This is a genomic window from Flavobacterium kayseriense, assembly GCF_014305095.1.
GTDB lineage: Bacteria > Bacteroidota > Bacteroidia > Flavobacteriales > Flavobacteriaceae > Flavobacterium > Flavobacterium kayseriense.
Genome location: NZ_JACRUI010000001.1, coordinates 255,197 through 281,869 on the forward strand (window position 1 = coordinate 255,197; position 26,673 = coordinate 281,869).

The 26,673-nt window shown below is 34.6% G+C and carries 21 protein-coding genes; 13 read left to right on the forward strand and 8 right to left on the reverse strand.

Annotated elements, in window-relative coordinates; genetic code table 11:
• From H8R22_RS15695 to H8R22_RS00975, 4 genes are all read right to left on the reverse strand, one after another.
• Positions 1 to 3,228: putative Ig domain-containing protein (locus H8R22_RS15695; RefSeq protein WP_187016524.1), on the reverse strand; the 3,228-nt coding region annotated here is incomplete at its 3' end.
• A 1,756-nt stretch (positions 3,229 to 4,984) separates the two neighbouring features.
• Entirely contained in the window at positions 4,985 to 6,829 is a 1,845-nt protein-coding gene (locus H8R22_RS00965) for a Rad2 family DNA repair protein (RefSeq protein ID WP_187009387.1), read from the reverse strand.
• 319 nt (positions 6,830 to 7,148) lie between these two features.
• Positions 7,149 to 9,512 (reverse strand): DUF2309 domain-containing protein, encoded by a 2,364-nt coding sequence (locus tag H8R22_RS00970; protein ID WP_187009386.1) that lies wholly within the window; start codon positions 9,510 to 9,512, stop codon positions 7,149 to 7,151.
• Positions 9,513 to 9,524: 12 nt separating this feature from the next.
• On the reverse strand, positions 9,525 to 10,949 hold the full coding sequence (locus H8R22_RS00975; protein WP_187009385.1) for a proton-conducting transporter transmembrane domain-containing protein: 1,425 nt from the start codon (positions 10,947 to 10,949) through the stop codon (positions 9,525 to 9,527).
• A gap of 662 nt (positions 10,950 to 11,611) precedes the next feature.
• Here H8R22_RS00975 and leuC point away from each other — a divergent pair.
• The 5 genes from leuC (at position 11,612) to leuB (ending at position 16,859) form a co-directional block, all read left to right on the forward strand.
• Complete coding sequence (gene leuC / locus H8R22_RS00980) at positions 11,612 to 13,006, forward strand: 3-isopropylmalate dehydratase large subunit (RefSeq protein ID WP_187009384.1); 1,395 nt, start codon at positions 11,612 to 11,614, stop codon at positions 13,004 to 13,006.
• A gap of 50 nt (positions 13,007 to 13,056) precedes the next feature.
• Positions 13,057 to 13,410: a four helix bundle protein gene (locus H8R22_RS00985; protein ID WP_187009383.1), complete on the forward strand. Its 354-nt coding sequence runs from the start codon at positions 13,057 to 13,059 to the stop codon at positions 13,408 to 13,410.
• A 59-nt stretch (positions 13,411 to 13,469) separates the two neighbouring features.
• Entirely contained in the window at positions 13,470 to 14,066 is a 597-nt protein-coding gene (gene leuD, locus H8R22_RS00990) for a 3-isopropylmalate dehydratase small subunit (RefSeq protein WP_187009382.1), read from the forward strand.
• 136 nt (positions 14,067 to 14,202) lie between these two features.
• Positions 14,203 to 15,720, forward strand: coding sequence for an alpha-isopropylmalate synthase regulatory domain-containing protein (locus H8R22_RS00995; protein ID WP_187009381.1), 1,518 nt, complete (start codon positions 14,203 to 14,205; stop codon positions 15,718 to 15,720).
• Positions 15,721 to 15,797: 77 nt separating this feature from the next.
• Entirely contained in the window at positions 15,798 to 16,859 is a 1,062-nt protein-coding gene (gene leuB / locus H8R22_RS01000) for a 3-isopropylmalate dehydrogenase (RefSeq protein WP_187009380.1), read from the forward strand.
• A gap of 180 nt (positions 16,860 to 17,039) precedes the next feature.
• Here the strand turns inward: leuB and H8R22_RS01005 are convergent, their stop codons facing one another.
• Complete coding sequence (locus H8R22_RS01005; RefSeq protein WP_187009379.1) at positions 17,040 to 17,708, reverse strand: LytR/AlgR family response regulator transcription factor; 669 nt, start codon at positions 17,706 to 17,708, stop codon at positions 17,040 to 17,042.
• Complete coding sequence (locus H8R22_RS01010) at positions 17,701 to 18,750, reverse strand: sensor histidine kinase (protein WP_187009378.1); 1,050 nt, start codon at positions 18,748 to 18,750, stop codon at positions 17,701 to 17,703. The genes H8R22_RS01005 and H8R22_RS01010 overlap by 8 nt, the downstream gene beginning before the upstream one ends.
• Positions 18,751 to 18,931: 181 nt before the next feature.
• Between H8R22_RS01010 and H8R22_RS01015 the strand changes: the two genes are divergently transcribed.
• The 5 genes from H8R22_RS01015 to H8R22_RS01035 all read left to right on the forward strand — a co-directional run bounded on the left by H8R22_RS01015 (position 18,932) and on the right by H8R22_RS01035 (position 22,861).
• Positions 18,932 to 20,335, forward strand: a complete 1,404-nt coding sequence (locus H8R22_RS01015; protein WP_187009377.1) for a CotH kinase family protein — start codon at positions 18,932 to 18,934, stop codon at positions 20,333 to 20,335.
• Between the two features lie 206 nt (positions 20,336 to 20,541).
• A complete protein-coding gene (locus tag H8R22_RS01020) occupies positions 20,542 to 20,832 on the forward strand; it encodes a penta-EF hand family protein (protein WP_187009376.1) in 291 nt (96 codons plus the stop codon).
• A gap of 32 nt (positions 20,833 to 20,864) precedes the next feature.
• Positions 20,865 to 21,629: a YHYH protein gene (locus tag H8R22_RS01025; protein WP_187009375.1), complete on the forward strand. Its 765-nt coding sequence runs from the start codon at positions 20,865 to 20,867 to the stop codon at positions 21,627 to 21,629.
• Positions 21,601 to 22,242, forward strand: a complete 642-nt coding sequence (locus H8R22_RS01030; protein WP_187009374.1) for a toxin-antitoxin system YwqK family antitoxin — start codon at positions 21,601 to 21,603, stop codon at positions 22,240 to 22,242. The genes H8R22_RS01025 and H8R22_RS01030 overlap by 29 nt, the downstream gene beginning before the upstream one ends.
• Complete coding sequence (locus H8R22_RS01035; protein ID WP_187009373.1) at positions 22,232 to 22,861, forward strand: SCO family protein; 630 nt, start codon at positions 22,232 to 22,234, stop codon at positions 22,859 to 22,861. The genes H8R22_RS01030 and H8R22_RS01035 overlap by 11 nt, the downstream gene beginning before the upstream one ends.
• A 174-nt stretch (positions 22,862 to 23,035) precedes the next feature.
• On the opposite strand, the gene H8R22_RS01040 is transcribed toward H8R22_RS01035, so the two are convergent.
• Together H8R22_RS01040 and H8R22_RS01045 are read right to left on the reverse strand one after the other, a co-directional pair.
• Positions 23,036 to 23,395, reverse strand: a complete 360-nt coding sequence (locus H8R22_RS01040; protein ID WP_187009372.1) for an RNA recognition motif domain-containing protein — start codon at positions 23,393 to 23,395, stop codon at positions 23,036 to 23,038.
• A 155-nt stretch (positions 23,396 to 23,550) separates the two neighbouring features.
• Positions 23,551 to 24,033, reverse strand: a complete 483-nt coding sequence (locus H8R22_RS01045; RefSeq protein ID WP_187009371.1) for a DUF6252 family protein — start codon at positions 24,031 to 24,033, stop codon at positions 23,551 to 23,553.
• A 186-nt stretch (positions 24,034 to 24,219) separates the two neighbouring features.
• Here H8R22_RS01045 and H8R22_RS01050 point away from each other — a divergent pair, with 186 nt between their 5' ends.
• The 3 genes from H8R22_RS01050 to H8R22_RS01060 all read left to right on the forward strand — a co-directional run bounded on the left by H8R22_RS01050 (position 24,220) and on the right by H8R22_RS01060 (position 26,667).
• Positions 24,220 to 24,780 carry a 30S ribosomal protein S16 gene (locus H8R22_RS01050; RefSeq protein ID WP_187009370.1) on the forward strand — a complete coding sequence of 187 codons (561 nt, stop codon included), beginning with the start codon at positions 24,220 to 24,222 and terminating at the stop codon, positions 24,778 to 24,780.
• A gap of 14 nt (positions 24,781 to 24,794) precedes the next feature.
• Positions 24,795 to 25,319, forward strand: a complete 525-nt coding sequence (gene rimM, locus H8R22_RS01055) for a ribosome maturation factor RimM (protein WP_187009369.1) — start codon at positions 24,795 to 24,797, stop codon at positions 25,317 to 25,319.
• 256 nt (positions 25,320 to 25,575) lie between these two features.
• Positions 25,576 to 26,667, forward strand: coding sequence for a prenyltransferase/squalene oxidase repeat-containing protein (locus H8R22_RS01060; RefSeq protein ID WP_187009368.1), 1,092 nt, complete (start codon positions 25,576 to 25,578; stop codon positions 26,665 to 26,667).
• The last annotated feature ends 6 nt before the right edge of the window (positions 26,668 to 26,673 follow it).

The window sequence follows — 26,673 nt, forward strand, 5'->3', positions numbered from 1 at the left end:
ATCGGTCTTGTCTAAAGTCATTGTCGCAATTCCGCAAGCATCTGTTGAACCATTGTTTACATCTGATGCAACTATCGAAACAGTCCCTGCAGCATTAAGCTGAACTGTGATGTTTTTAGTAAGTACTACTGGCGCAATTTTGTCTTGAACTGTCACGGTAAACGAACTAACAGTCTGATTACCACTTGCATCTTTTGCTGCAAAAGTATTGGTAGTAGTACCCACTGGAAATATCATTCCACTTTTCAAACCTGTCGTCTGATTCAAAGGTACAGCTGATCCTAAACCATAATTAACAGCATTTACATATAATTTTTGTATATTTACATCTGACAATACTGTCGAGTTATTATAATTCCCAGCATGTTGAAAACCAACAGCTTTTCCTCCATTTTCAAACGTTCTAATAGCAACCGCATCTCCTTCTAAAGAGGTCATTAAAACGATTGGTTGGTTACTTTGGTAAACTCTGGCTAAACCAACATTTCCTCCAGCTCTTGGCAGAACAAATGACGATGGAACTGAAGCTAAAATAGGATGCGTCAACTGCTGACTAACTTGTGTATACGTTACATTTGAATCAAAACCAGAGGTCCTGTTAAGTACCACTATATCAGACATTTCTCGCATAGTTCCTTGTTCTACTTCATATGCTGACCATTCGTCAGTTATATACATTTTCCCTTTGTTTAATACAAAATCAATCAATGCATTTTGTCCATCCAACGTCATCCCTTCGGAGAATGTTGTACCATTCAAATGAATAACAGCTTCAAAACCATCCAATGATGGGTTACTTCCGTTATAACCTGTTTCTGAAGTAGCGCTTAATGTGACTAAAAACCCTGCCGTAGTCAATGAATTCATCAAACTTGTCGTATTCGAATTCAAAACATCCCATATCAATAATACATTCTTTCCAGCACCACAATTATCCGATGCAGTTGGCAGAACAAAGTCTACTATTGCTCCACATGATTCAGCACTACCATCAACTGTTATATTTCCAGGAATCGAAATAATAGGCGCAATTTTATCTTCAACAGTAACAGTTGCATCTTTAGTTGTGACATTTCCATTAACATCAGTAACTTTTAACGTCACGGTATTTGCTCCTAAGTTAGCACATGTAAATAAAGTCTTATCTAATTCTACTAGAGCGATTCCACAATTATCCGTCGAGCCATTGTTTATTTCAGAGGCAAGTATCGAAATAGTTCCTACAGCATTAAGTTGAACGGTAATGTTTTTAGTAACTACAACTGGAGCCACTTTATCTTCAACTGTAAATGTAAAAGTTGAAATTTCCCTTCCTCCTTGACCATCATCAACCGTAACTACAACAGTAGAAGTTCCAGATTGACCCAAAGCTGGCGTAAGCGAAATAGTTCTAAGAGCATCAGATCCTCCAAAAAGTATATTCCCATTAGGTAATAAATCTGTATTTGAGGATATAGCTGTTACAGTTAAAATAGCCGCCGAAGTTTCCGCATCAGAAACTGTAAATGCGAGGTCAGTAACAGTAGTATTAGGACAAGTAGATTGATTAGAAATTACTGATATTATTGGAGAAGTATTTGCAGTAACAGTAATCGAAACAACCTGAAATGGAATACCACCAATGTTGTCATGATGATTAATATCGTGAGCCTCTATTTTAAAAGTAGAAGTACCAACATCTGCAAGCGTTGGAGTACCTGTCAGGTTTCCTGAACCATTACCGTTATCCTTTAAGGTAAGCCATGAAGGTGCGCCAATAGCATATAGGCTCAAAATGTCGCCATATACAATATCAGCATCATTCGCCATGACTTCATAACTATAAGCCTCAGCTACTTTAGCTGTAGCAGTAGGTGGAGTAGAAGTAAAAAATGGGTTTGTATTTATTAAAATATTAACTTCATGACGTGTTCGATCCCCATAACTATCCTCAGCCCAAAAATAAACATGTTTGTGCCCCCAATCAGAATCTTGAGTAGCCCAAGAAAAAACACCATTGGTTGGATTAGCAGCTAACGAAGGTAATGCGCTAAAAGAGGCATTAGAATACAACGGAATTTCTTGCCCCATCATATCTTTTCCTTTGACATTAACAATCCGAACAACATCAACAGGATCTGGATCAGACACTTGCACAGGAAAAGTAATTATTTGTCCTGGAGTAAAAACATTATGAATGCCAGCAGCCGGAGTTGGTGGCACGTCAAAACTTGGCTTAAGACTAACTTGGATAGTAACAGAAGAAAACACTTGAACACCTACATTGTCCTGTGCCACAAAATTCAAAACATAGGCTCCAAAGTCATTTGAAGTCGGTGTCCAGTTAAAAGTAGAGGTGGCCGGATTACCTGAAGCGTTAGGAAAGCTAGCTCCACCGGGAATTCCAGTCGCATATAAGTTAGATATACTCCCCCCTACATCTAGGTCTTGAGCGCTTACTTGAAAATTTACATTTTGTCCAGGCGAAACTACAATCACACTCGCATTTACAGGTGTTGGTCCATAAAGAAATTCTGGAGGGGTTGAAGGCTGAGTAATAGCGATTAGAAAATCGACAAAAACAGATGTTTTACCATCAGATACAATGATACCTGCCATATACAACTGGCCAACCATATAATTAGTAAGAGAGGTATTTACTGTAGCTAAACCAGTTGTAGCATTAATAGAAAAACCTGCTGGTTGATTTCCATTTAATTCAGTTACTGTTGCAAGACGATATGATAATACATCACCGTCTAAGTCGTTAGCAGGAACCTGAAATGTTGCTGCGGATGAACCTACCGGAAGGTTAACAGTTGCCGGTAAAGAGCAAACTGGACTATTTTTATTACCTCCTCTAAGATCAACAATTGTAGACAAAACCATACTTCCAGAACTACCGCCCCCACTCAAACCATTAATCCTACAACAGCTGCTCCATGATACGGTGTACGGTCCTAAACCTGGATAGGTCACAACAAATTTTTGTACTCTTGTCGCAACTCCGTTCACGTCGCTAACTATCTGGTTAGATGTTTCTTGAACACCTGTTACCGCTGCACCGTAGTTTAAAAAAACGTTGTCAGCAGCACCACTTCTCCAAGAAGTAGTTACAGTAAACTCAACAACTTGAAGAGAAACTTCCCTCCATGTTATAGCACCAGATCTGTAATGGCTTGCAAATACAGTGGAAGATAAAGTTAGCAAGAAAATCAATGTCAAATAAATGTGTAATTTTTTTTTCACAGTTTTTTTTTAATTAGTTAGTTTCCGTTATCCCTACATTTTATTTCATTAACAATCAAAAAGGAATAACATTATTTTGATTGCTAGATTTGTTTATTAATTTTTAACTCACCTTTTGACCGTTCTATTCAGAATAAAAAAACCGATATACTCATATTCCACTAATTTCTCAATAGACAGGAGTCGTATTAATTCTATAAATAATAGATGATATATAAAACGAAATTTCAGCATTGCGCTTTTATACTCACGGGGGCGTCTTTTATAAATTTAAAAGATGCAAAGAGTCCCCTTTTTACACAAATATTATATTTATAGAAATTAAGTAGCAATTATTTTATCAAATCTTTATTTATTTATACAAATTCGTTACAAATATTATAAAACAGATGACAACCTAATAATAATACCGTTAAAATACCTGTAAATTCGACCATATACATGTATTGTTAACTTGTTGTTAAAATTATAAGTTTTAGTACTGTTAAAACACCAATATTGCCGCCCGTAAAGAATCTATTTCAGGTAAAAGAAGACAGACGAGCTATGATATTTTGGTATTTGTACATTATTAAGATTATAACCTTGTTCCTTATGTTAAAGAGAAGGCAAAGGCCACCACTTTACACTTACATAAATCCATCCTTCCACTATTAAAATCCCCTTCAAGCATGATTGCGTATCTAAAAACCACCTTCTTTTACCTAATTTTCCATTTATAAATTAAGATTATATTTAATCAATTGTACTCAGTCATTGCAAAAAAGCACAGCTAAATGTCATACTTTTTTATAAATCAAAATCACACTACTATCCAGCGTGTAGGCACAAAAAAGCAGGAAACAACTAATAATTCTCATTAAGATAATTAACATAATAATCGTTTTATAGACTATTTAGAAAAGAAAGGCACAACATCTTTAACATAATAAATACCAAACGCTTTTTAAATACTGAGTACTAATCCAACTCTTCAGAAACACATCTCAACAATACGGATGTTGTTTTCAAAAATTTTACCCCGTGAATAGTCTAAATTTTTGCACAAATGTATAAACTAGCTCTCCATTTAAAACACGTATAAATACTTGATTTTGATGAAGAAACTACAAAACTGCTCAAGCGAAGTTTGCGTTTATTTTTAATTAATATTAGACGGCTAGTATTAGCCTATGACTGCTATAAATTAGTCATGACTACCATTAACATCTTCCTCTGCTACCAATTCTTGATAAACATTGTAAATAATGACTCATGAGTTTTATATACTTGATTTTGAGGTAAAAAAACCGAACTATTTTGCACTACTTTAATCTATTAGTCATGACTAGCATTTTAAAAAAATCATCAATCCATTTAATCTTTACAAGCTAATAATACATGCAATAAAATTGCTTTTTAAAATCATAGAAAATAAATCTAACAACAAACTAACAGATTGAATAGCGATTTAAAGTATTACCCTTATTAAAAACTAAGTAATTTGAGGAAATAACAGGAAGTTACGAACTTCATTTTATGCTTATTTTACTTCATCAGATGGATCATTTTAGACACAAAGATCTTCGTCAAACAAAAGAGTATCAGTTATGGTAATTTAAGTTTGGGAATGACACCAATAAGAAGGCCGAAGACTTAATATCTTTTTATGTCAATTTTTCACAAAAAGCCAAGCGTGGTAAGTCAGTGTCACAAATAGGCCTTAGTGAAATTTAAAAATCATTTCGTCAATCACGAGGCCTTCAAGAAAACGCATCTACTTTTTTAATTGATAAAACCTTTCGATCATTGTATCACCTTTGGCTGATTGTCCAACTTTTTGCAAAGCAGTGCCATATCTAAAATAATAAACTGGATCTAACTGATCTGTTAAATAAAAAAGCTTTTCATACCAGAGAACTGCTGTTTCCATGTCTTCTTTAAAAAAATACGAATCGGCTATTTTTTGATACAAATCGGCAGATTTATATCCTTTATTAGCTACTCTTTCATAGACTTCAATAACATTGATTACCACCGAAGCTTGTTTAGCAGGAGGTAGATCATTTTTACTAACTGATTTAGGAATCATGTTACTTAAAATAAATACGGTAATAGGGTTAAGATTAGTAGCATTTTGAGGGATAATAGAATCGGTAGTAACGGATTTAATTTTACTGACCTCAGTAACTAATTCACGTGATTTAGTTACTACCTCATTTTTTGCATCAGATTCTTTTGAATCCTTAGTCTTCTTAGATTTATTTCTAGGAGAATCTAACGATGCAATCTTTGCTTTTATCTTTTGTTTATTTTTTAGAGTATTATTTCTACTACTAGCAGCAATATCAACTTTACTATCTTGTTTCAATTTCGTGTCTGTCGATTTACTATTACGTAATTTATTTACCTTAAAACTCTTGGCAGACAACTCCATTTTTTCTCTTTCCAATCCCTTAAGACTATCTTCTAAACTATTGATTGTAATACTGTCCTTTACATATTGTGTATTTGTATTGTATTTTGTTTTATCATAACGAACTCTCGATAAATCAGAACTTTCCTTTGCAACCTTAATTTTACCTGCTTTGCTAGATTTAGCCTTTTCCCTATTTCTATTTTTAAGCTCTTTCTGTGATTTTAGCTTTGGTTCTTTTATACGCGCTTCTTTTTTAGCTGTTTTTTTATCTACAACTTTAAGTAAAGTTTTTCTTTGCTTTTTTTCTTTTAAAAGACGTGACCTAATATTGTTCTTACTTTCGCTTATATTTCGGATTGCATTGGGTTTAGAGCTATTTTCTTTTTCACTTTGTAATTTTAAACTAGCTCCCTTTCTAGCCAAGAAGATGCTGTCACTTTTTTTTCTTCTATTTTCCTGAGCTTTATTATTAATCAATTTCGCATTAACAATACGTTCATTAAATCCTTTAAGTTTCACATCTCTCTCAGTTCGTATATCTATGTTACTTTTTTTCAGATTATCCTCTCCAACGTTTGAATTAGATTTAGTAGTGAGTTCTTTTTTAGGAACTAATTTATAAAGAGAAACTTGTTCAGGTGCCCTATTAGCTTTTTGAGTTGCCAATCTATTATTTTTTGACGTCAAAGCGCCTGCATTTTTATTAACAGCTATGTTTTTATTGGTATCTTTTATTTGAGGCTTAATATAAGGTCGCTTATTCATAGGAACCTTTTTATTTAAAATTTGTAGGAGAGCTGCTTTTTCTAAAGGATCAGCTTTAGCGTTATTCTGAATCTTAATTTTATTATTATCTGTTGTGATTTCATAGACTAAGTTTACCTCTCGACTTCTTGATCGCCCTTTTGCTGCAGTCATGGACTCAACATAATACTTTTTACTTGGCCTTCCATCTTTATAGATGGGAGTTATGATTCTAATATTTCCTGGTCCTAAGTCCACTTTGCTAATGAGTCTCAAATCCGAAACATTGTAATGTGTGCTACTACCTCCAAACCTCATCACGATAATTTCATCTACTTTGTAAGACAACACATTTTCAGTATCAATACCGCTATATATCGCACTTTTTTGGCCGTAACCAACATAAGTACAACATATATAGATAGTTGCCATTATCGCTGCTATATATTTAGATTTCATAGTGTATAAATTCACTTCTTTTAAACTTATAAAACAATTAAATTTAACAAGTAAAACAACAAAGATATAGCTCTAGATAAAATAACCGCAGTAATGAGACAAATATTAAAAGTAGAGTTCCACTACTTAACCAATTGCTGTTTTCAATAATTCACCTATAAAAACTTTTATTTACACTAATTTCCAGCAAAAATACTTGAAGCCATCGATACAATTAGAAACTAACTTTAGAACTTTACTTTATACACCACCCCCTTTTTTATTAAAAAAAAGCCGTTCCTAAATTAAGAAACGGCTTTCTATATAATTTGTTCGGTGGCTATAATACTACTTCGGCAACTGTGCTGCTAGAAATACTTAGTTTTTTAGTTTTTATCCAATTGCCTTTTTCACTGTACTGATATACTTCATTTCCCTCCAAAGGATCTATTACCATCAAATATATCCATTCGTTATTAAGTAAATCTTGAAGATGCTCGTTTCGTAACAGTATTTCGGATACTCTCGATACAGGCGCATGAATAACGACAGACAATCGCAAGGGTTGATGGTACATTTCGATATCAGATTGCATGAGTGACTGTAAAGGCAACCCCATCTTTAGATCGCCACCGTTGCCTTCCACAACGCCAAATTTGCCAGTAACATTATGAGTGATTTTAGAACCTCCACCAAAAACGCTATTATCAACAGTCGAGAAATAATAATGATTATTAATCCATTGGGTAACAACCATAGGACCTTGCATTATACCTTCGAGAGCTTTACCTGTAGTATCCATCTCCCAATCATAGGAATGAAGAAAACATCGGCCTTCGAGATTGGTCTCTTTCGTTAATTGTCGTGAACCAATTATAAAAGCTGCATTTTTAGCTAATCCCCATTCTGGTCTAGTTTCTGACCAGTCATTTGCTTTTTTCTGCGCTAATGCCACACTTTTATTTCCAGTTCCTAATCGCTCTTGCGTAGCTGATTGTTGTGCTCGGGTTAAATCCAATTTTAGATTTTGAACCTGTAAATGATATTGCTGTGGAATTCCTGAATCGAATAATACAATTTCGTCTGTAGTTGTATTGTGCTCACAGCCAATAAATATGGTGCTGTTTGGAATTTCAATTCCGTGCTCTTCTCTTAATATTTGCTTTACATCGGTTTCATTAGCTAATGCAGCTAGCATACGGGCATTATGCCTGCCTGGACTTGCAGCACAAGCACCACAATCTAAGCTAGATCCAAAAGCATTATTTGCCGAATGGCTTCCGTGACCAACAAAAAGAACTAGTGGCGCAAATTGTTTCCACCCCATTAAATCAAAAGCTGATTTTACGATAGCAACTTTCTGATCCAAAGGAATACTAGAAGCTATCATTTCACTTTGGTCATAACTTTTAATTTCAGGCTGACAAAGTGATTCATAATTAGCTGAATATTTTTGATTCAATCTATAAATAGATCCAGGCAAAAGCGTTCTTGCTGTTAGTGATAATCCATAAAGCAATCCAGATCCTTCTACAAATCCAAAAGCAGAAGGCAACATATTTTTCATCCTTTTCAAAAAATAATCCTTAAACTTCAAAACTTCCTTTCGTTGATTGAAAGCATTTAGTTTTTCGGATTGTTGTGACTGTGCAACCTCGCAAACGTGATAGGCAGAACTTACAATTGGAGGACATGATTTTCTAGTAAATCCATCTTTTAAGTTTTCGTAATCCATTGCAATTCCAAAAAAACCAGCATACCCAAAGGTTTCATAATTGCCTTTGCTCTCTACATGCCTGCGAATACTCTCTGATCGCGTATCAATGCAAAAAACCAATTGAGCATCAGCTATTTGTTGTTCTTTTACCGTTAAAGTTAGCATTTGTTGTTCTAAGACAGTAAGCAGCTTGGTTTGCCAAGTTTTTTCCCAAGCTTTTAGCCAAACCAACTGCAGCTTTGAAATCGAAGAATCCTTTGCTGCAAATGTAGTTTCGGGATATATATGGGCTCCTATTTTTCTCGCTATCCAAAGTCGTACTGCCATATAATCAATCAATGTAATTGGATATTGCAATTGCCAGTCTGAATTTGATGCTACTCTGTAGTTAATATACCCCGTCCAACCCGGCAAAGCGGCTAAATGACTAATAAATATACTGGTGTGATGCACTGCATCAAAGTCTTGAAGAACAAAAGAAAGTGCCTCATGACTTGTTTTTGGAATTTCTGAAAGTGTTGTTTTTGGAATATCTGAGTCGTAAATCGCTAATTTGCGCCATGCTTTATAAAACCCTTCTTCTTTGCAAGGCATTTCCCATTCGGCTAACCCTTCGTCCATAAAAACAGCTAGCCATTTCGACATTATACTGTTTAATTCTTGGTTATCGCAGGAATAATCTTCTTGCTGATAGGAAGCCATTTTGTGTTTGTACTCTTCGATAGAATCAAAAAAATCATGATCTACAAGTAACTTTTCTAATATATTTTTATCGATATCTCCCTGATCTAAGGCTTGGTTAAAGACCGCTGCTTGAGGAAAAACCTCTGCATTCAGTTGGTTTTTAGCTTGTTTTACAGCTTTACCAAAAGCTATTTTTTCATAACCTGCTAAAGGATTTGAAGTCACAAAGGAATACAATGGCCAAGTCTTTCCTATTACATGAGCCGCCTCTTCAATACTTTTTTGAAAATTAAAATTCATCATACTCATTTTGATTTACTTATTAGAAACCGTTTTTTTATTAGGTTGAGAGCTATTCAATAATTTCATGTATAACCAAGGGTAGTTGCGGTAAATACCCAACTTCATGATAAAAAATCCAGTTAAAAAAACTATTCCAAATCCTACCTCAACGACAGACAAAGCGATAGGCACGTCGGTCATTGGCATATCATTCATCAAGAGCGTTACAGCATTGTACAGTAAAGCGTAACACCCAATCCCAAGAACAAATAAAATAGGTGGTAAAAAAGTTTTTTGAACTAAATTAAGGCGCTGCTCTTTTACAATATTGTACGTTATTTGCCCCACAGTGATAGCAACGATCAATATGAGGAATAAGCCACTATTTAATGCAAATCCTTTACCAGTTAAATAGGCAAATAAAACCGCTCCTAAAACACCAAACAAGAGCACAACAATGGCTTGCAGTGGTTTGATTTTAATATGTGTAGGTTTTTGAGGCTTTGAAAGACCAATTTCTTCTCCCGCCGATAAAAACAAAAAGGCTTTATAAAAACCATGAAGGATTAAGTGTACCACTGCAGCATTAAAAAAACCTAGTCCACATTGCATGATCATAAAACCCATTTGTGCAATGGTAGAGCAAGCTAGCTTTTGCTTAACATTTACTTGGAGTAATTTGGCAAATTGCGCAACAACTGCCGTTAATCCGCCAATGATTAGTAAAATAATCAAACTATTCGAAGTAACTAAAACGGTAGAAAATAGTGTCAGTAAAATTCCTGAACCATTAACAAAACCGGCATGCATTAAAGCTGAGGCTGGTGTTGGTGCGGTCATAGCCGACAGAAGCCAGCGGTGAAATGGATAAATAGCTGACTGAATAATAGCCGCGATAATAATGCACAAGCTAGCTATCCAAGTAATATATTGAGGTAAGTCGCTAACCTTTATACTAATGCCACTAAGTGTGAAATCATTTGTTTGAAATGCCAAGAGCAAAACTCCTAAACTTAAAAAAAAACTTCCCGCTGCAAAATAGTGTAGCGCAAATTTGGCAGCTGCTTTAGCCTCAGCCCACTCTTTATCGACTCCAATTAATCGTGACATAAAAATCCCCATTGAGAGCCACATTCCTAATAAAAGCAATACATGGTTAGCCATAACAAAAACAATTATGGAAAAGGTAAAACCTAAACTAAGTAGTAAAAACCTATTGTAATATCGAAAACCTATCAAGTACTTCTTTGCATAGCTATTTACAATTGCACTAAAAAAGGTGACAACGGTCCAAATTAAAACAGTAAAGCCATTAATTTCAATTAGCTCGCTATAGCGCCATTCTGGGATATTAGGATAGTAGAGTACTAAAAATAAAATGGTCGTTAAAAACAAAAGCCATAAAAAATAATTCATGGTTTTTGCTATTGCTATAGGTTGCTGATTTTTTGCTATCATCTTTAAATTTTTCTATTAAGTGTATTTAATTTTGAGGCAAATTTCATAATTTAAAAACATAAATTTTTATTTATATTTATTATACAAAACATAAAAATAATTTATGAATAATTTAAATCTAACTGCTCTTTAATACATTTAAAAACCTATCCAAAACTGCAGCTAAATATCATTTTAATCACAGTAAAACAGTTTGAAATAAGTAAATTTTAATTTTGGATGTCGTAGTATTCATATACCGAAGTAGCTAAATAAAATTATATAAACAGCGCTTCTACCAACCCTAAACTAAAACTTTGGCTCCTTGAGTCAAACGACCTTCAACACGTTTTTTCTTCTAAAATCAACACGAAAAACTTCTTTTATTGCGAATAATTTAAAAACGAGTGGCCATTAAGTCTTTCCGCTAAGGAAAAATGAATTTGAAATAATGTTAAACAAAAAAATATTTGTTTTTAATTAAGCAAAGTCCGCTAACCTAAAAAAACCAAGTCCTGAAGAAACCAACAAACCAACATTGATTTCCCTAAAAAGATTTTTTTTGGGTATCGTATAATAGGACAGATCCAAATTGACGCTTTGATTTCTTTTAATAATTTTGCTCTCTGTTGCAATCTCTAAAAAAAAAGGTGTTGTAAAAATTACAAATTAAAATTATCAAAATGAGCAAGACATTATTCGACAAAGTATGGGATTCGCACGTGGTGCGTAAAATTGAAGATGGACCAGACGTGTTTTTTATTGACCGCCATTTCATTCATGAAGTGACTAGTCCTGTTGCTTTTTTAGGTTTAAAAGAAAGAGGAATTACAGTTTTATATCCAGAGCGTACTTTTGCTACTGCAGATCACAATACACCAACTATTAACCAACACTTACCTGTTGAAGATGCGTTATCAGCAAATCAATTAAAAGCTTTAGAAGATAATGCTGCAGAATACGGTATATCACACTGGGGCTTAGGTCACGCTAAAAACGGAATCGTACATGTAGTAGGTCCTGAAAACGGAATTACATTACCAGGAGCAACTATAGTTTGTGGTGATTCACACACCTCAACTCACGGTGCTTTTGGAGCGATTGCTTTCGGAATTGGAACTTCAGAAGTAGAAATGGTTTTAGCTACGCAATGCATCATGCAACCAAAACCAAAAAAAATGCGCATTAATGTAAACGGAACTTTAAGTAAAGGTGTGGGACCAAAAGATGTTGCATTATATATTATTTCGCAATTATCTACCTCGGGAGGTACAGGATATTTCGCTGAATATGCTGGAAATGTATTCGAAGAAATGTCTATGGAAGGTCGTATGACAGTGTGTAACCTTTCTATCGAAATGGGTGCTCGTGGCGGTATGATTGCCCCTGACCAAAAAACATTCGATTTCCTTGAAGGACGTTTATATGCTCCTAAAGGGGAAGCTTGGATAAAAGCCGTTGAATATTGGAAAACCCTAAAAACAGATTCTGATGCCATTTTTGATGCCGAATTAAACATTGACGCAGCCGATATCGAACCAATGATTACTTATGGTACTAACCCAGGAATGGGAATTGGTATTTCAAAAAGCATTCCGAGCGCCAGTCAAGTTCAAGGTGGTGCAGAAACGTATAAGAAATCCTTAGCCTACATGGGATTTGAAGAGGATGATGTAATGATAGGAAAACCTATTGACTTTGTTTTCTTAGGAAGTTGTACCAACGGACGTATTGAAGACTTTAGAGCTTTTACTGAAATTGTAAAAGGACGTAAAAAGGCAGATAACGTTACGGCTTGGTTAGTTCCAGGTTCGCATGTTGTAGAAGCACAAATCAAAGAAGAAGGATTGTTAGATATTCTTACCGAAGCTGGATTCGTTTTGCGTCAACCAGGATGTTCAGCTTGTTTAGCGATGAACGATGACAAAGTACCTGCTGGAAAATATGCAGTAAGTACTTCAAACAGAAACTTTGAAGGGCGTCAAGGACCCGGTTCAAGAACATTGCTAGCGTCTCCTATTATGGCAGCAGCTGCAGCAGTTACTGGAAAATTGACAGATCCGAGAGAGCTTTTTTAGAAAGGCAACAGGCTATGGGCCTTGGGCTATGAGCTCAAAGCCCATAAATTATGAGAGATTTTAGAAAATATAATGTTTGGCAAGAAAGTCATTTTTTTACACTTGAAATTTATCAGGTAACGAAAGACTTTCCAAAAGAAGAATTATTTGGATTAACAAGTCAATTGAGAAGAGCAACATCTTCTATTCCAACAAATTTCGCCGAAGGTTGTGGTTCTAATTCCGAAAAAGAATTTGGAAGATATTTGAATATTGCAATCGCATCCTGTTCTGAAGTTGAATATTTATTATTACTAACTTCTGACTTGAAATATTTAAACATTGATTTGCATCAGAGTTTAGAAAGCAAAATAATTCAAATAAGAAAACAAATTTATCAATTAAGACTTAAGTTAAACCAATAATATTGCAGTCTTCGCCCAAAGCCCAAAGCCCAAAGCTGACTGCCAAAAGCAATAAAAACATGGCATACGATAAATTTAATATCCTTACTAGCAGCGCAGTGCCGCTACCAATAGAAAACGTAGATACTGACCAAATCATTCCTGCTCGTTTCCTGAAAGCAACAGAACGTGTTGGCTTTGGAGATAACCTTTTCAGAGACTGGAGATATAATGGAGATGGTACTCCAAAGGATGATTTCGTACTGAACAACCCAACATACTCTGGGAAAATTCTAGTTGGAGGTAAAAACTTTGGTTCTGGTTCTTCTCGTGAGCATGCTGCGTGGGCAGTATACGATTACGGATTCCGTGTAGTAGTTTCTTCTTTCTTTGCAGATATCTTCAAAGGAAACTGTTTGAACATTGGTGTTTTACCGGTTCAAGTAAGCCCTGAATTTGCTGATGCCATCTTCAAAGCTATTGAAGCAGATCCTAATACAGAATTGGAAATCAACTTGGCAGAGCAAACGATTGCTTTGAAAGCAAGTGGTGAAAAGGAATCTTTTGATATCAATGGATACAAAAAAAACAACATGATCAATGGTTTTGATGATATCGATTATCTACAAAGCATGAAATCAGAAGTAGTAACTTTTGCTGAGAAGCTACCTTTCTAAAAAACATAATTGTGACGCATCATTTGTATCTGCATTAATGTAAATTAATGAAGGTGTTAATGATTACACTAATTAATACAGTACTTTTTTAACGGTTTACTTTGAAAAAGAAAACTTGCAAGCATCAAATTTTAAAATGGAAAAAAGAAAAATTGAGATAATGGACACGACGCTTCGTGACGGGGAACAAACCTCGGGAGTATCATTTTCTGCTGCAGAAAAACTTACCATTGCACAATTATTATTGGAGGAATTAAATGTAGATCGCATTGAAGTTGCTTCTGCTCGCGTAAGCGAAGGAGAATTTCAAGGTGTAAAAGGGATTATGACATGGGCCAATGAAAAAGGCTACAATGACAGAATCGAAGTTCTAACTTTTGTTGACGGTGGCCTATCTATTGAATGGATGAAGAAAGCAGGTGCCAAAGTTCAAAATTTATTGACTAAAGGATCGATGAATCATTTGAAACACCAATTAAAGAAAACACCAGAGCAGCATTTTAATGAAATTGCCCAAACAATAGCTTTAGCAAAAGAAAATAATATTGCGACCAACGTTTACCTAGAAGACTGGAGTAACGGGATGCGCAACTCACCTGAATATGTTTTTCAGTTTTTAGATTTCCTAGTTACACAAGGGGTGAAACGAATTTTACTTCCGGATACTTTAGGAGTTTTGATTCCGTCAGACACTTATAATTTTGTTGCTCAAATAACAGCAAAATACCCAGACATCCATTTCGACTTCCATGCTCACAATGATTACGACTTGAGTATAGCAAATGTGATGGAAGCTTTGAAAGCAGGGATAAAAGGATTGCATGTTACTGTAAACGGAATGGGAGAACGCGCTGGAAACGCACCACTTGAAAGTACCGTTGCAGTAATCAATGACTTTATGCCTGAGATCGAAATCAACGTCAAAGAATCGTCATTATACACCGTGAGTAAATTAGTCGAAACATTTACTGGCTACAGAATCCCAGCCAACAAACCTATTGTAGGGGACAATGTATTTACTCAAACAGCAGGTATTCACGCCGATGGTGATAATAAAAATAACTTGTATTTTAATGATTTACTTCCGGAACGTTTTGGTCGAAAACGACAATATGCTTTAGGAAAAACATCGGGTAAAGCAAATATTGAAAAAAACTTGCAAGAGTTGGGTTTGCAGCTTAATCAAGAAGATATTAAATTAGTCACACAACGAATCATCGAACTTGGTGACAAAAAAGAGACCGTTACTAAAGAAGACCTCCCTTATATAATATCCGACGTTTTACACAGTAAGATTTTTGAAGAAAAAATCGTAGTCGAATCATACATATTATCTCATGCTAAAGGAATGCGTCCATCGACAACTCTATCCTTAAAAATGGATGGAGAGGTAATTGAAGAGCATGCTCAAGGTGATGGGCAATTTGATGCTTTTATGAATGCCTTAGGCAAAATTTACAAAAGCAAAAACTTAATATTACCTAAATTAATCGATTATGCGGTTCGAATTCCACCAGGTAGTAGCTCAGATGCCTTGTGCGAGACTGTTATCACCTGGACAAACAACGGAAAAGAATTTAAAACACGAGGATTAGATTCAGACCAAACGGTTGCTGCCATTGTTGCAACGCAAAAAATGTTAAACGTAAAGTGATCTAATTGTTCTCTTGTATTATAAAAATCAAAATACTAGCAGAGGCAACTCGCCTAATGCTTAAAACACATACAATTATGAAATTAAAAATAGCCCTTTTAGCCGGAGACGGAATCGGACCAGAAGTAATCAATGAAGCAGTAAAAGTTTCGGATGCCATTGCAAAAAAATTCAATCATGAAATCACTTGGACACCAGCTCTTACAGGAGCTTGTGCTATAGACGCAGTGGGTGTTCCCTACCCTGATGAAACACATGAAATATGTATGGCAGCTGATGCTGTTTTGTTTGGAGCGATTGGTCACCCAAAATACGATAATGATCCAACTGCTCCAGTGAGACCAGAACAAGGATTATTGTTAATGCGTAAAAAATTAGGTTTGTTTGCTAATGTTCGACCAACCTTTACTTTCCCTTCTTTGGTTGACAATTCTCCTTTAAAAAGAGAACGCATTGAAGGAACTAATCTAGTTTTCTTAAGAGAATTAACTGGCGGAATCTACTTTGGCGAAAAAGGAAGAAGAGACGGTGGAGAAACTGCTTTCGACAACTGTGTCTATACAAGAGTTGAAGTACAACGCTTAGCAAAAAAAGGTTTTGAATTAGCTATGACACGAACTAAAAAATTGTGTTGTGTAGACAAAGCAAACGTATTGGAGACTTCTCGTTTATGGAGAGAGACAGTACAAGCCATGGAAAAAGACTATCCAGAAGTAGAGGTAAGCTACGAATTTGTAGATGCTGTTGCCATGCGATTAGTACAATGGCCAAACTCGTATGATGTACTAATTACTGAGAATTTATTTGGAGATATATTAACGGATGAGGCTTCGGTAATTTCAGGATCAATGGGATTAATGCCATCTGCATCGGTAGGAGAACACACTTCACTATACGAACCAATTCACGGTTCTTACCCACAAGCAACTGGTTTGAATATCGCAAATCCATTGGCAACTGTATTATCTGCAGCAATGATGTTTGAAGATGCTTTTGGTTTAACCGAAGAAGCAGCTGCAATTAGAGCCGTAGTAAATAAGTCACTCGAACAAGGAGTTGTTACCGAAGATTTAGTTACTAAAGGTGCTACAGCATATAAAACAAGTGATGTAGGTGATTGGCTAGTAGCTAATCTGTAATAGAAAACATATACTTTAGAAGCTGTCTCAAATCTGGGACAGCTTTTTTTGCGTGTAGGCGCAAAGTTTATTCAGAATCATATAAAATTATTTTGACATTTCAGTAAATTAAACCCATAATTAAGGCAATTATAATTCTGTGAGATGTCCAAATACATTTATAAAACCCTATCAAAAAACTCACCCGAACAATTCCTTTTTTACATTTTCATAGTAGCTATCACTGACCGGTATCAAGATTGATCCCAGAGACAAATCCCTACTCTTAAGTCCAGTAACCTTACCTCTGTTGACTATAAAAGAGCGATGTACTCTTATAAAAACTGATACATCTAATGATTTCTCCAAAGATTTTAGGGATTGCAGACTCATGATTTTTTTGCCTGACGTATGAAACACAACGTACTCGCTATCGCTTTCTATGTGAGTAATATCACTGTACTTTAATTTAAAAAGGTCGTAACCACTTTTAACGGTGATGGTATCAATTACTTCTGCGTTTCCTTTTTTAATCTTTTGTACAGCTTTCAAAAAGCGCTCAAACCCTATCGGCTTTAATAAGTAATCTAAAGCACTTAACTCAAAACCTTCTAAAGCATAATCAGAATAGGCCGTCGTAAATATTACACTTGCTGTTGAGGGAATCATTTCAGCAAAATCTGTTCCTTTGATCTGTGGCATTTGAATATCTAAAAACACGACGTCAATAGTTTCGCTCTTTAAAATAGGTAATGCATCCAATGGATTTTCGAAACTACCCACCAGTACTAAAAAATCTAATTTTTGAATATGGCTTTCTATTAGTTTTCTAGCAAGCTCTTCATCATCAATTACAATACATTTAAGCATTTGTCATTATTTTTAGTTGTACCCTAAAGATATTATTATTTTCGACTATTTCAATAGTATGCTTGTTTTCATACAATAAACTCAGACGCTTTCGAACATTAACAATTCCGATCCCTCCTACACCATCTTGAACTTTGTTTCCTCTATCAAAGCTATTTTCAACAATAAAATCAATGGAGTCATTTGTTGCATGGAGTTCAATAGTGATAAAAGCGTCTTTAACACTTTCTATATTACTATGTTTAAATGCATTCTCGACAAAAGGGATTAACAGCATTGGAGCGATTTGCAAGCCGCTGTTTTTAATTTCAAAAGTAGATCTAACTGGGTATTTTTTACTACTCTTTACTAAAAACAAATTGATAAAATCCTCAATATAAGTAACCTCTTTTTCGATCGCTACACTTGGTTTTTCACAATCATACAGCACATAGCGCAGCATGTCCGAGAGGTACAATATGCTTTCTTGCGCCCTAGACGCATCAATAATAGACAGGGAATAGATGTTGTTTAAAGAGTTGAATAAAAAATGAGGATTAATCTGAGATTTTAAAAATTTGAGTTCGTTTTCAATATTTTCTGTCTTGCTTAAAACCAAGGCCTCTTCTTTCTTTTGTGCAAAAGAAAATGTCTCTAAAAAAATTGCTAGAATATAGGAAACACAAAGCAATAACAAGTTAATTATCATGGGCGAAGGAAGTCCGTTACCTGCTCCTCTAAATGGTGGTGGTCTATTCATTCTCACATCATTTACTTGCGGCAGCTCCTGCAATCGTCGTGCATGATCTATCATGTTGCCAGATAAAAAAGAGAAAAACAGCAATAGAAGAATCGAAACTAAAACAAAAACAACATGTTTTTTTTTAAAAAGTAATTTTGGCGCAAGTATATAAACAAGAACAATAATTAATAAAGCTTGAGAAATATAAGCCAAAAAATTATCTCGAAAAAAATGTGGAAAGTCGTTTTGATTAATACCCATTATTATCCAAACAATAGCCCACAAAAAAAGCTGAAAAACGGTTCTATAAAATCTTGTCATAATACAAATAAATAAAATAAAAACGAATCAATTCTCGAAAAAGAGGATTTTAAACCTTTGAAAGCGAACTTACACCCCTTGAATTTAAATCATTCACTGATTTCTTTAGCCTGTTCATTGAATTTAAAAACTACACTTTAATTAATTATTGAAATTTGTTGAAAATTAAAGCAATAGCATTATGATAACCAAAAAATTTGCTGCACTAGTATTAGTTGCGATTCAGATAGTATTTATGAGCTCTTGTTCAGACGACCAAACAGTTGATGAACAAATAGAAGAAGTTGTGGAAGCAGAAAATGTCAATTTTGAAATTCCTGATTGGACTTCAGCAACCCACAGTAAAAAAGCAGACCCAAACTTTGCAGAAGTTTTTGATGACAATAGTGTAAAACGCTTAGATATAGTAATAACAAAAGCACGTTGGAAAAGCATGCTTGCAGATATGACTACTACTTACGGCACTTTTGGATCAAAAGCTAACAGTAATAACCTTGTTTCCTCTAACGAAGACCCATTGATGGTACCTGCTGAAGTGTTTTACAAAGGAAAAGAATGGTACCGCGTTGGTGTTCGCTTCAAGGGAAACTCAAGCCTGCAATCTACATGGTCTAGTGGAAACTTAAAGCTATCATTTAAATTAGACTTTGATGAGTATGAGGATACCTACCCTCAAATTGATAACCAACGTTTTTACGGTTTCAAAAAATTAAGTTTAAAAAACAACTACAATGACAAATCGATGCTGCGAGAGAAAGTAGCAACAGATATTTTTAGAGCGTCAGGAGTTACAAGTTCACATGCTGCATTTTATGAACTCTATGTTGATCATGGTGACGGCCCTATTTATTTTGGTGTGTATACCTTAGTTGAAGAGGTAGACGACACGCTAATTGATGAGTTCTCCAACAATGACGGAAATTTGTACAAACCAGACGGTACAGGTGCTAGTTTTGCTAGCGGTACTTTTACCCAAGATGTATTTGTGAAGAAAACGAATGAAGATGCTGCAGATTACACGGACATCCAAAGTTTATTTACAGCCTTGCATGCAAGCAACAGAACAACTGATGCTGCTGCTTGGAGGACAAATCTTGAATCTGTTTTTGATACGAATACTTTTTTGAAATACCTTGCTGTTAATACAGTAATTCAAAATTGGGATACCTATGGACGCATGACTCATAATTATTATTTATATAATAATCCAGACACAAAAAAGATCTTTTGGATACCTTGGGATAATAATGAAGCATTGCAATTAGGAAACCAAGGAGGCTCATATGCTCTAAATTTCTCAGGGCTCAATGCAACATCATGGCCACTGATTGGATACCTTTATAATGATCCAACGTACAAGGCGAAGTATGATGTTTATGTAAAAAGCGTTATTGATAATGCGTTTAATGAAACGGCTATGAAAGCTAAGTATACCGCTTATGGAGCACTAGTAAAACCATATGCAATAAAAGAGGTGAAAGGTTATACTTTCCTCAACAGTACATCCGATTTTCAAACGGCGATAGATGCCTTAAGTTCTCATGTTACAGCTCGAACAGCTGCAGCCAATGCCTATTTGAAATAATTTATAACAAAATAATCAGTAGTATTGATTCAAGGCTCATTTGCACTATGTACCTATAAAGCAGAACTTTTTTGTAGTACTTTAGATAAAGTATGGCAGTATTATAAGCACATACTGATAACTTAACGGCATTCACTGAAAATGTAAATTGTATATTAATAAATAATGCAACTTTGTATTAAGAAATAATTTAAAAAAAAATAGTTATGAAAAATAAAAGATTAAAAAGTATACTAAGTGTAGTGTTTTTTGCCACTGGTCTCACCCTTTTTGCACAACCAAACGATAAAGACGGCAAGAAAAAACCACCTAAAGCAGAACAATTACTAAAAGAAATGGATGCTAATAAAGACGGAAAGTTAGCTAAATCAGAACTAAAAGGTCCTATCAAAGATGATTTTATTAAAATCGACACAAACAAAGACGGTTTTTTAAGCCTCGAAGAATTAAAGAAAGCGCCCAAACCTGAAAGACCTAGACCTGATGACAAAAAATAATTTAAGATAAATTAATCGTAAAAATTAAAAAGATGAGAAACAACAAAAATTGGATTAAAGGGTTTGCTATTGCCTTAACTATTGTAGGATGCAGCAAGAATGATTCAGACACAACCACGGATACAACGTCAACAGCAACAGGTGTTTCTATTACAAGCGCAGTACAAGCCAAATATAAAAGCACTGTAACAATTTCGACAAGCGGTAACAGTATCACATTAAAATCTAATGGAACACCAGACCACGTTTCACCCTATTATGGTGTTGGACATCCCTTGTATGAAGAACAAATGGCTGGTTCAACGCTTAATCCCGGAACTATTGGAGTTCAAAATTACGCAATGACGATTCCTACAAATCCTGTAGAAGCATCAGCCAAAGAAGTGACGACGTTAGGAGCAATTGGTATGGCGTTAAATGGCGTTCCAATCTATAATGATAGAGAAGGCGGAAATGTACCTGTAGACGCAGGTGTACTTGGTTCTTTTGATAGAGCAGGTGCTCACCCTGGACCTGGGAATACTTATCATTACCATTGTACTGGCGATTTTATGGGGAATGATGATGCAAAATTAATAGGATTTTTAAGAGATGGTTTTCCAATTTATGCAAGAAAGGATATGGATGGTAGCTACCCTACAAATTTAGATGCAAATGGTGGTCATATAGGAACAACAGCAGATTTCTCAACAGCTATCTATCATTATCACGCTAGCAATACAGCATATTTAGGCAGTAGGTTTTACATCTTAAAATCAGGAAGTTACAATGGTACAAAAGGAACATTTACTCAATAAATTTATTATTCTATTGTTTTGTCAACTTATATTTAGTTGTTCAGAAACAGCGAATAAAAAATCAGATAACATTTTTGAAAAAGTTGATATCTCGCAAGTGCCAAATACTTCAATTTTTTTAAATGACAACAAACTGAAATTAGAGAACGGGGTTTATTATTTTAATAATAAGCCCTATTCGGGTTGCATAAAAGAAATTTATAAAAACGATGTTGTAAAAAGTTTCGCCTCCTATTATCAAGGAAGACAACACGGAACGACCAAAACTTTTTTTGAAAATGGAAAGTTGGAAACAGAACGAAATTATAAAAACGGTATTGCCTACGGACGGCACTACGGTTATTGGAAAAATGGCAATATGAAATTTGATTTTTCTTATTTCAACGATAAACGTGAAGGCATGCAAAAACAATGGTATGAGAGCGGAAGTCCCTATTGTTTTTTAATGTATAAAGATGATAAAGAAGACGGCATGCAAAAAGCGTGGCGTGAAAATGGCAAACCATACATTAACTACGAAGCCAAAGAAGGTCATCGCTATGGCTTGCAAAAATCTAATATGTGCTATACTTTAAGAGATGGTCAAATAAAAACGAAATCAAATGAAAATTAAATTCTTAGTACTTGCACTAGCCCTCTTTGCCTTTTCATGTAAGGATACAGAAAACATAAGAAAGCTACCTTACTATAATTCCTCTGCTTTCACACCTATTTGGGAAAAACCCGAGGATGCCTCTTTTCATAAAATTCGCTCCTTTCAACTATTAGATCAAGAAGGGAAAACGTTTTCGGAAAAAAATTTAGATGACAAGATAACCGTAGTGGATTTTTTCTTCACTTCCTGTCCCGGGATTTGCCCAAAAATGGCCGATAGCATGACCAAACTGCAATCTGAATTTGAAAATAATGACGACATACAACTAGTTTCTCATACGGTAACTCCTGATATGGATTCTGTTTCTACTTTAGCGGCTTACGCCAAAAGGAAAAATGTTCATTATAAAAAATGGAAGCTTCTTACTGGGAATAAAGAAGAAATATACAACCTAGGAAGAAAATTTTATTTTGTCGAAGAAGATTTAGGAGAAAACAAAGACAGCTCCATTTTTCTGCACACGGAGAATTTTGTTTTAATTGATAAAAATAGGATTATTAGAGGGATTTATAATAGTCTTGATCCAACAAGTATGGCTTCACTGTCAGAAGATATAAAAGTTCTAGAACAAGAATAATTCATTTTCTATTACATCCTGATTTGTCTTTGGTAAAATTAGATTCTAAAAAAAAAAAAAAAATTAAAAGTATTGTACATAAATACACTACACTATATGTTTATCAAATTACACAAAAACAAAAAAGGTATCAATTTACATTGATACCTTTTCTTATAGTTGTAAAAAAGAATATTAATATCCTCCTCTGTTTCCACCACCACGGTTATCTCCACCACGGCTGTTTCCACCATAACCACCACGAGAGTCTCCTCCACCACGGTTGTTATTAAAACTTCTTCTTTCTCCTTCTGGCTTAGGCTCAGATTTGTTAACTACAATTGCACGTCCTTGAACAGTAGCTCCGTTCAATTCGTCAATCGCTTTTTGAGCTTCGTCATCATTTGGCATCTCAACAAAACCAAATCCTTTACTTCTTCCTGTAAATTTATCCGAGATAATTTTAACTGAATCAACTGCTCCGTAAGCCTCGAAAGACTCTCTTAAATCTGCTTCCTCAATACTGAATGGAAGGCTTCCAACAAAAATATTCATATGTACTTATTTATAATAATTGCAACAAATGTACTCTAATTATTTCGTAATCTACTATATATTAGCTTATTTATCAATATATTTAACTCTGACTCTTGTCTCAAACAAATAGAAAAATTAGAATCCAATGATAATAACCTATAAAACAGCGTTTCTTAAGGCACTACAGGTGTTTTGATTGGCACTTTATAGAAAACTCCTTGCTGAAAATTAAGAGTACTTCCCCCTAAAGGATTATTAAAAACGTTTTCTAAATTAAATTTAAAAGTCCCTGAAACGGTATTATTCGCATCATCATACTCTGTTATTTCTATTTGGCCATTACCAATATCAATTCCGCTAGAGAAAGTAAGATCCCCTGCTGTATTTGTTAAAACATAGGTCGCTGTCTTTGAATCGCTTGTACCTATAGGATAAACCTGAACAGTAGTTGAGGTCGTTTTTAAGGTCACAATTTCATTAGCTGTGTATGCTTTTATAATCAAAGAACCGTTTGCTGCTATGGTCCCTTCAGACTGTATTGCTCGCCAAAAAATATTGTCCTTCACCCCTTGAAAAGAAGGGTTATTGAAACGAACATCTTCTCCGCAAGAATTCAGGAACGTCATTGCAATTACAATGTAAACATATTTTTTCATAGAAACATAATTTTAGACTAACAAAAGTATAATTTTTTAGCGAATTCCTTGGCTCAACTCATTAAAAACTAGTCAAAATACTATCAATCAAAATAGTAAGTTGTTCATAGTAAATTCAAAAAATTAGTATATCTTTGCACCCTTAATTAATCGAGGTCGAGTACCTCAAAATTTAATCACAAGATTATGTCAGTAAAAATTAGATTACAAAGACACGGTAAAAAACAAAAACCTTTTTACTGGGTTGTAGCAGCAGATGCTCGCGCAAAAAGAGATGGTAAATACCTAGAAAAAATTGGTACTTACAATCCAAACACAAACCCAGCAACTATCGAGTTAAATCTTGAAAGTGCAGTAAAATGGTTGCACAATGGTGCACAACCAACTGATACTGCTAAAGCAATTCTTTCTTACAAAGGTGCTTTATTGAAACACCACCTTGATGGAGGTATTCGTAAAGGAGCTTTAACGCAAGAGCAAGCTGATGCAAAATTAGCTGCTTGGTTAGAAGCTAAAAACGGAACAGTTGATGCTAAGAAAGATGGTTTATCAAAAGCGCAAGCTGATGCTAAAGCAAAAGCTTTCAAAGCAGAGCAAGAAGTTAATGCTAAACGTTTAGCTACTGCTGCACAAGCTGAAGCTGATGCTATAGCTGCTGCGACTCCTGCTGTTGAAGAAGAAGTTGCTGAAGTTGAAGCTGAAGAAGCTCCTGCTGCAGAAGAAAACAACGAAGAAACTCAAGCATAATTTAGTAAGCGACTATGCGTAAAGAAGATTGTTTCTATTTAGGTAAAATCGCTAAAAAATTTAGTTTCAAAGGGGAAGTTCTTGCCTATTTAGACACGGATGAACCTGAGTTATACGAAAACTTGGAATCAGTGTTTGTTGAATGCAACAAACACTTGGTTCCTTTTTTTATTGAAAATTGCTCTTTACACAAAAATGATTTTCTTCGAATTCGCTTTGAAGACATGAATACCGAAGAAGATGCCGATGCCATTATTGGTAACGACATTTACCTCCCACTTAATATGTTACCAAAACTCTCTGGTAACAAATTTTACTATCACGAAGTTATTGGATTTGAAGTAGAAGACAAACGCCTTGGCGTTGTCGGAAAAATAGAATCTATAAATGATAGTACCGCGCAACCACTTTTTGAAGTTTTAAACGGTAGTGTCGAAATTCTGATTCCTATGATTGATCATTTTCTGGTAAAAATTGATCGCGAAAACAAAAAAGTAATCATGGACCTTCCCGAAGGACTTATTGAAATGTATCTTTAGAAAAATTATACAGTAGCTTGATTTATAGAATCCTAAAATAAATCAAAAGAAGGCTGCTGCATTAAATAATTATTCATGAAATAATTTATCTATCCTTACAAAAATGCAAACGCTTTATTTTTCGAATTTAGCTTATTTTATAAAAGGATAAATATTTTACCATTAAAAACTTTTAGTAACATATTTAAATAATTTTAACGGAAATTAAAAACGTCTATTATTAAGAAAATTCAAGACGTTAACCTAAAAAAAAAATGTGAACAATGTTTTAAACATACAAGATAAATCACCAAATTCAGAGATTACACAATCCATAGATAAAGGTGTGAATTACTTATATCAGCATCAATTACCAAATGGTGAGTATATAGCATATGCATCTGGAGACCCAGGTATGTTAGCGTGGACATTTCCTGATAGCACTTTATTTTCCACTGCTATAATATGTCATAACCTAAAGTATATTTCCAGTAAACAATCGGAAAAAATACAACATAAAGCTATGATGTTCTTAGGTGGTGAAAAATCAAAAAACGGACTATGGAACCACTTCACAAAATTGCATATTTATAATAAAATTTGCCCGAATGATATAGATGATACCTGTTGCATATCAAGCTTATATAAGGACAAAGGAATTAACTTTCCGTATCCTTCAAATATCCCTTTAATTATGACAAACATTAATAAAAAAGGGCTATTTTATTCCTGGTTTCTATTCAGAATGAAATCAATATGTAATAAACAAATACTAAAAATTGGTTTAGAAAGGTTACCTAATATTGTTCGAAATACATTTTTTTGGATTAAAACAGAAGCATGTAGAAAAGATATTGATGCAGTTGTAAATGCAAATGCACTCTATTACTTAGGAGAATCAAACCAGACTTTACCTATTATTGATTTAATTATAAATGTTATAACGCAAGAAAAGGAAGGGAATTGCGATTTATGGTACCGAGAACCCTTTGTTGTTTATTATTTTTTTTCTAGAAATTATTATAAAGGTATTATGAAATTAGAACCAATAGTAGAGCCAATTATTAAAAGAGTATTAAGTAAAGTAAAACCAGATGGAAGAATTGGAGACACTATTCTAGATACAGCTTGGGCAATATGCACACTTTTGAACTTTAATTGCAAATGTGATGAACTAAAAAACGCTGTCAATTTTTTGATACAAAACCAATCGAAAAATGGCTGCTGGCCTCGATGGATCGCGTACTGGGGAGGCCCTAAAAAATTACAGGGATGGGGTAGTGAGGAATTAACAACTGGATTTTGTCTTGAAGCGATAGCTAGATACAAAGATTTTATTGTAAATAAAAATCATAATGGTAGCTATTAACCAGAG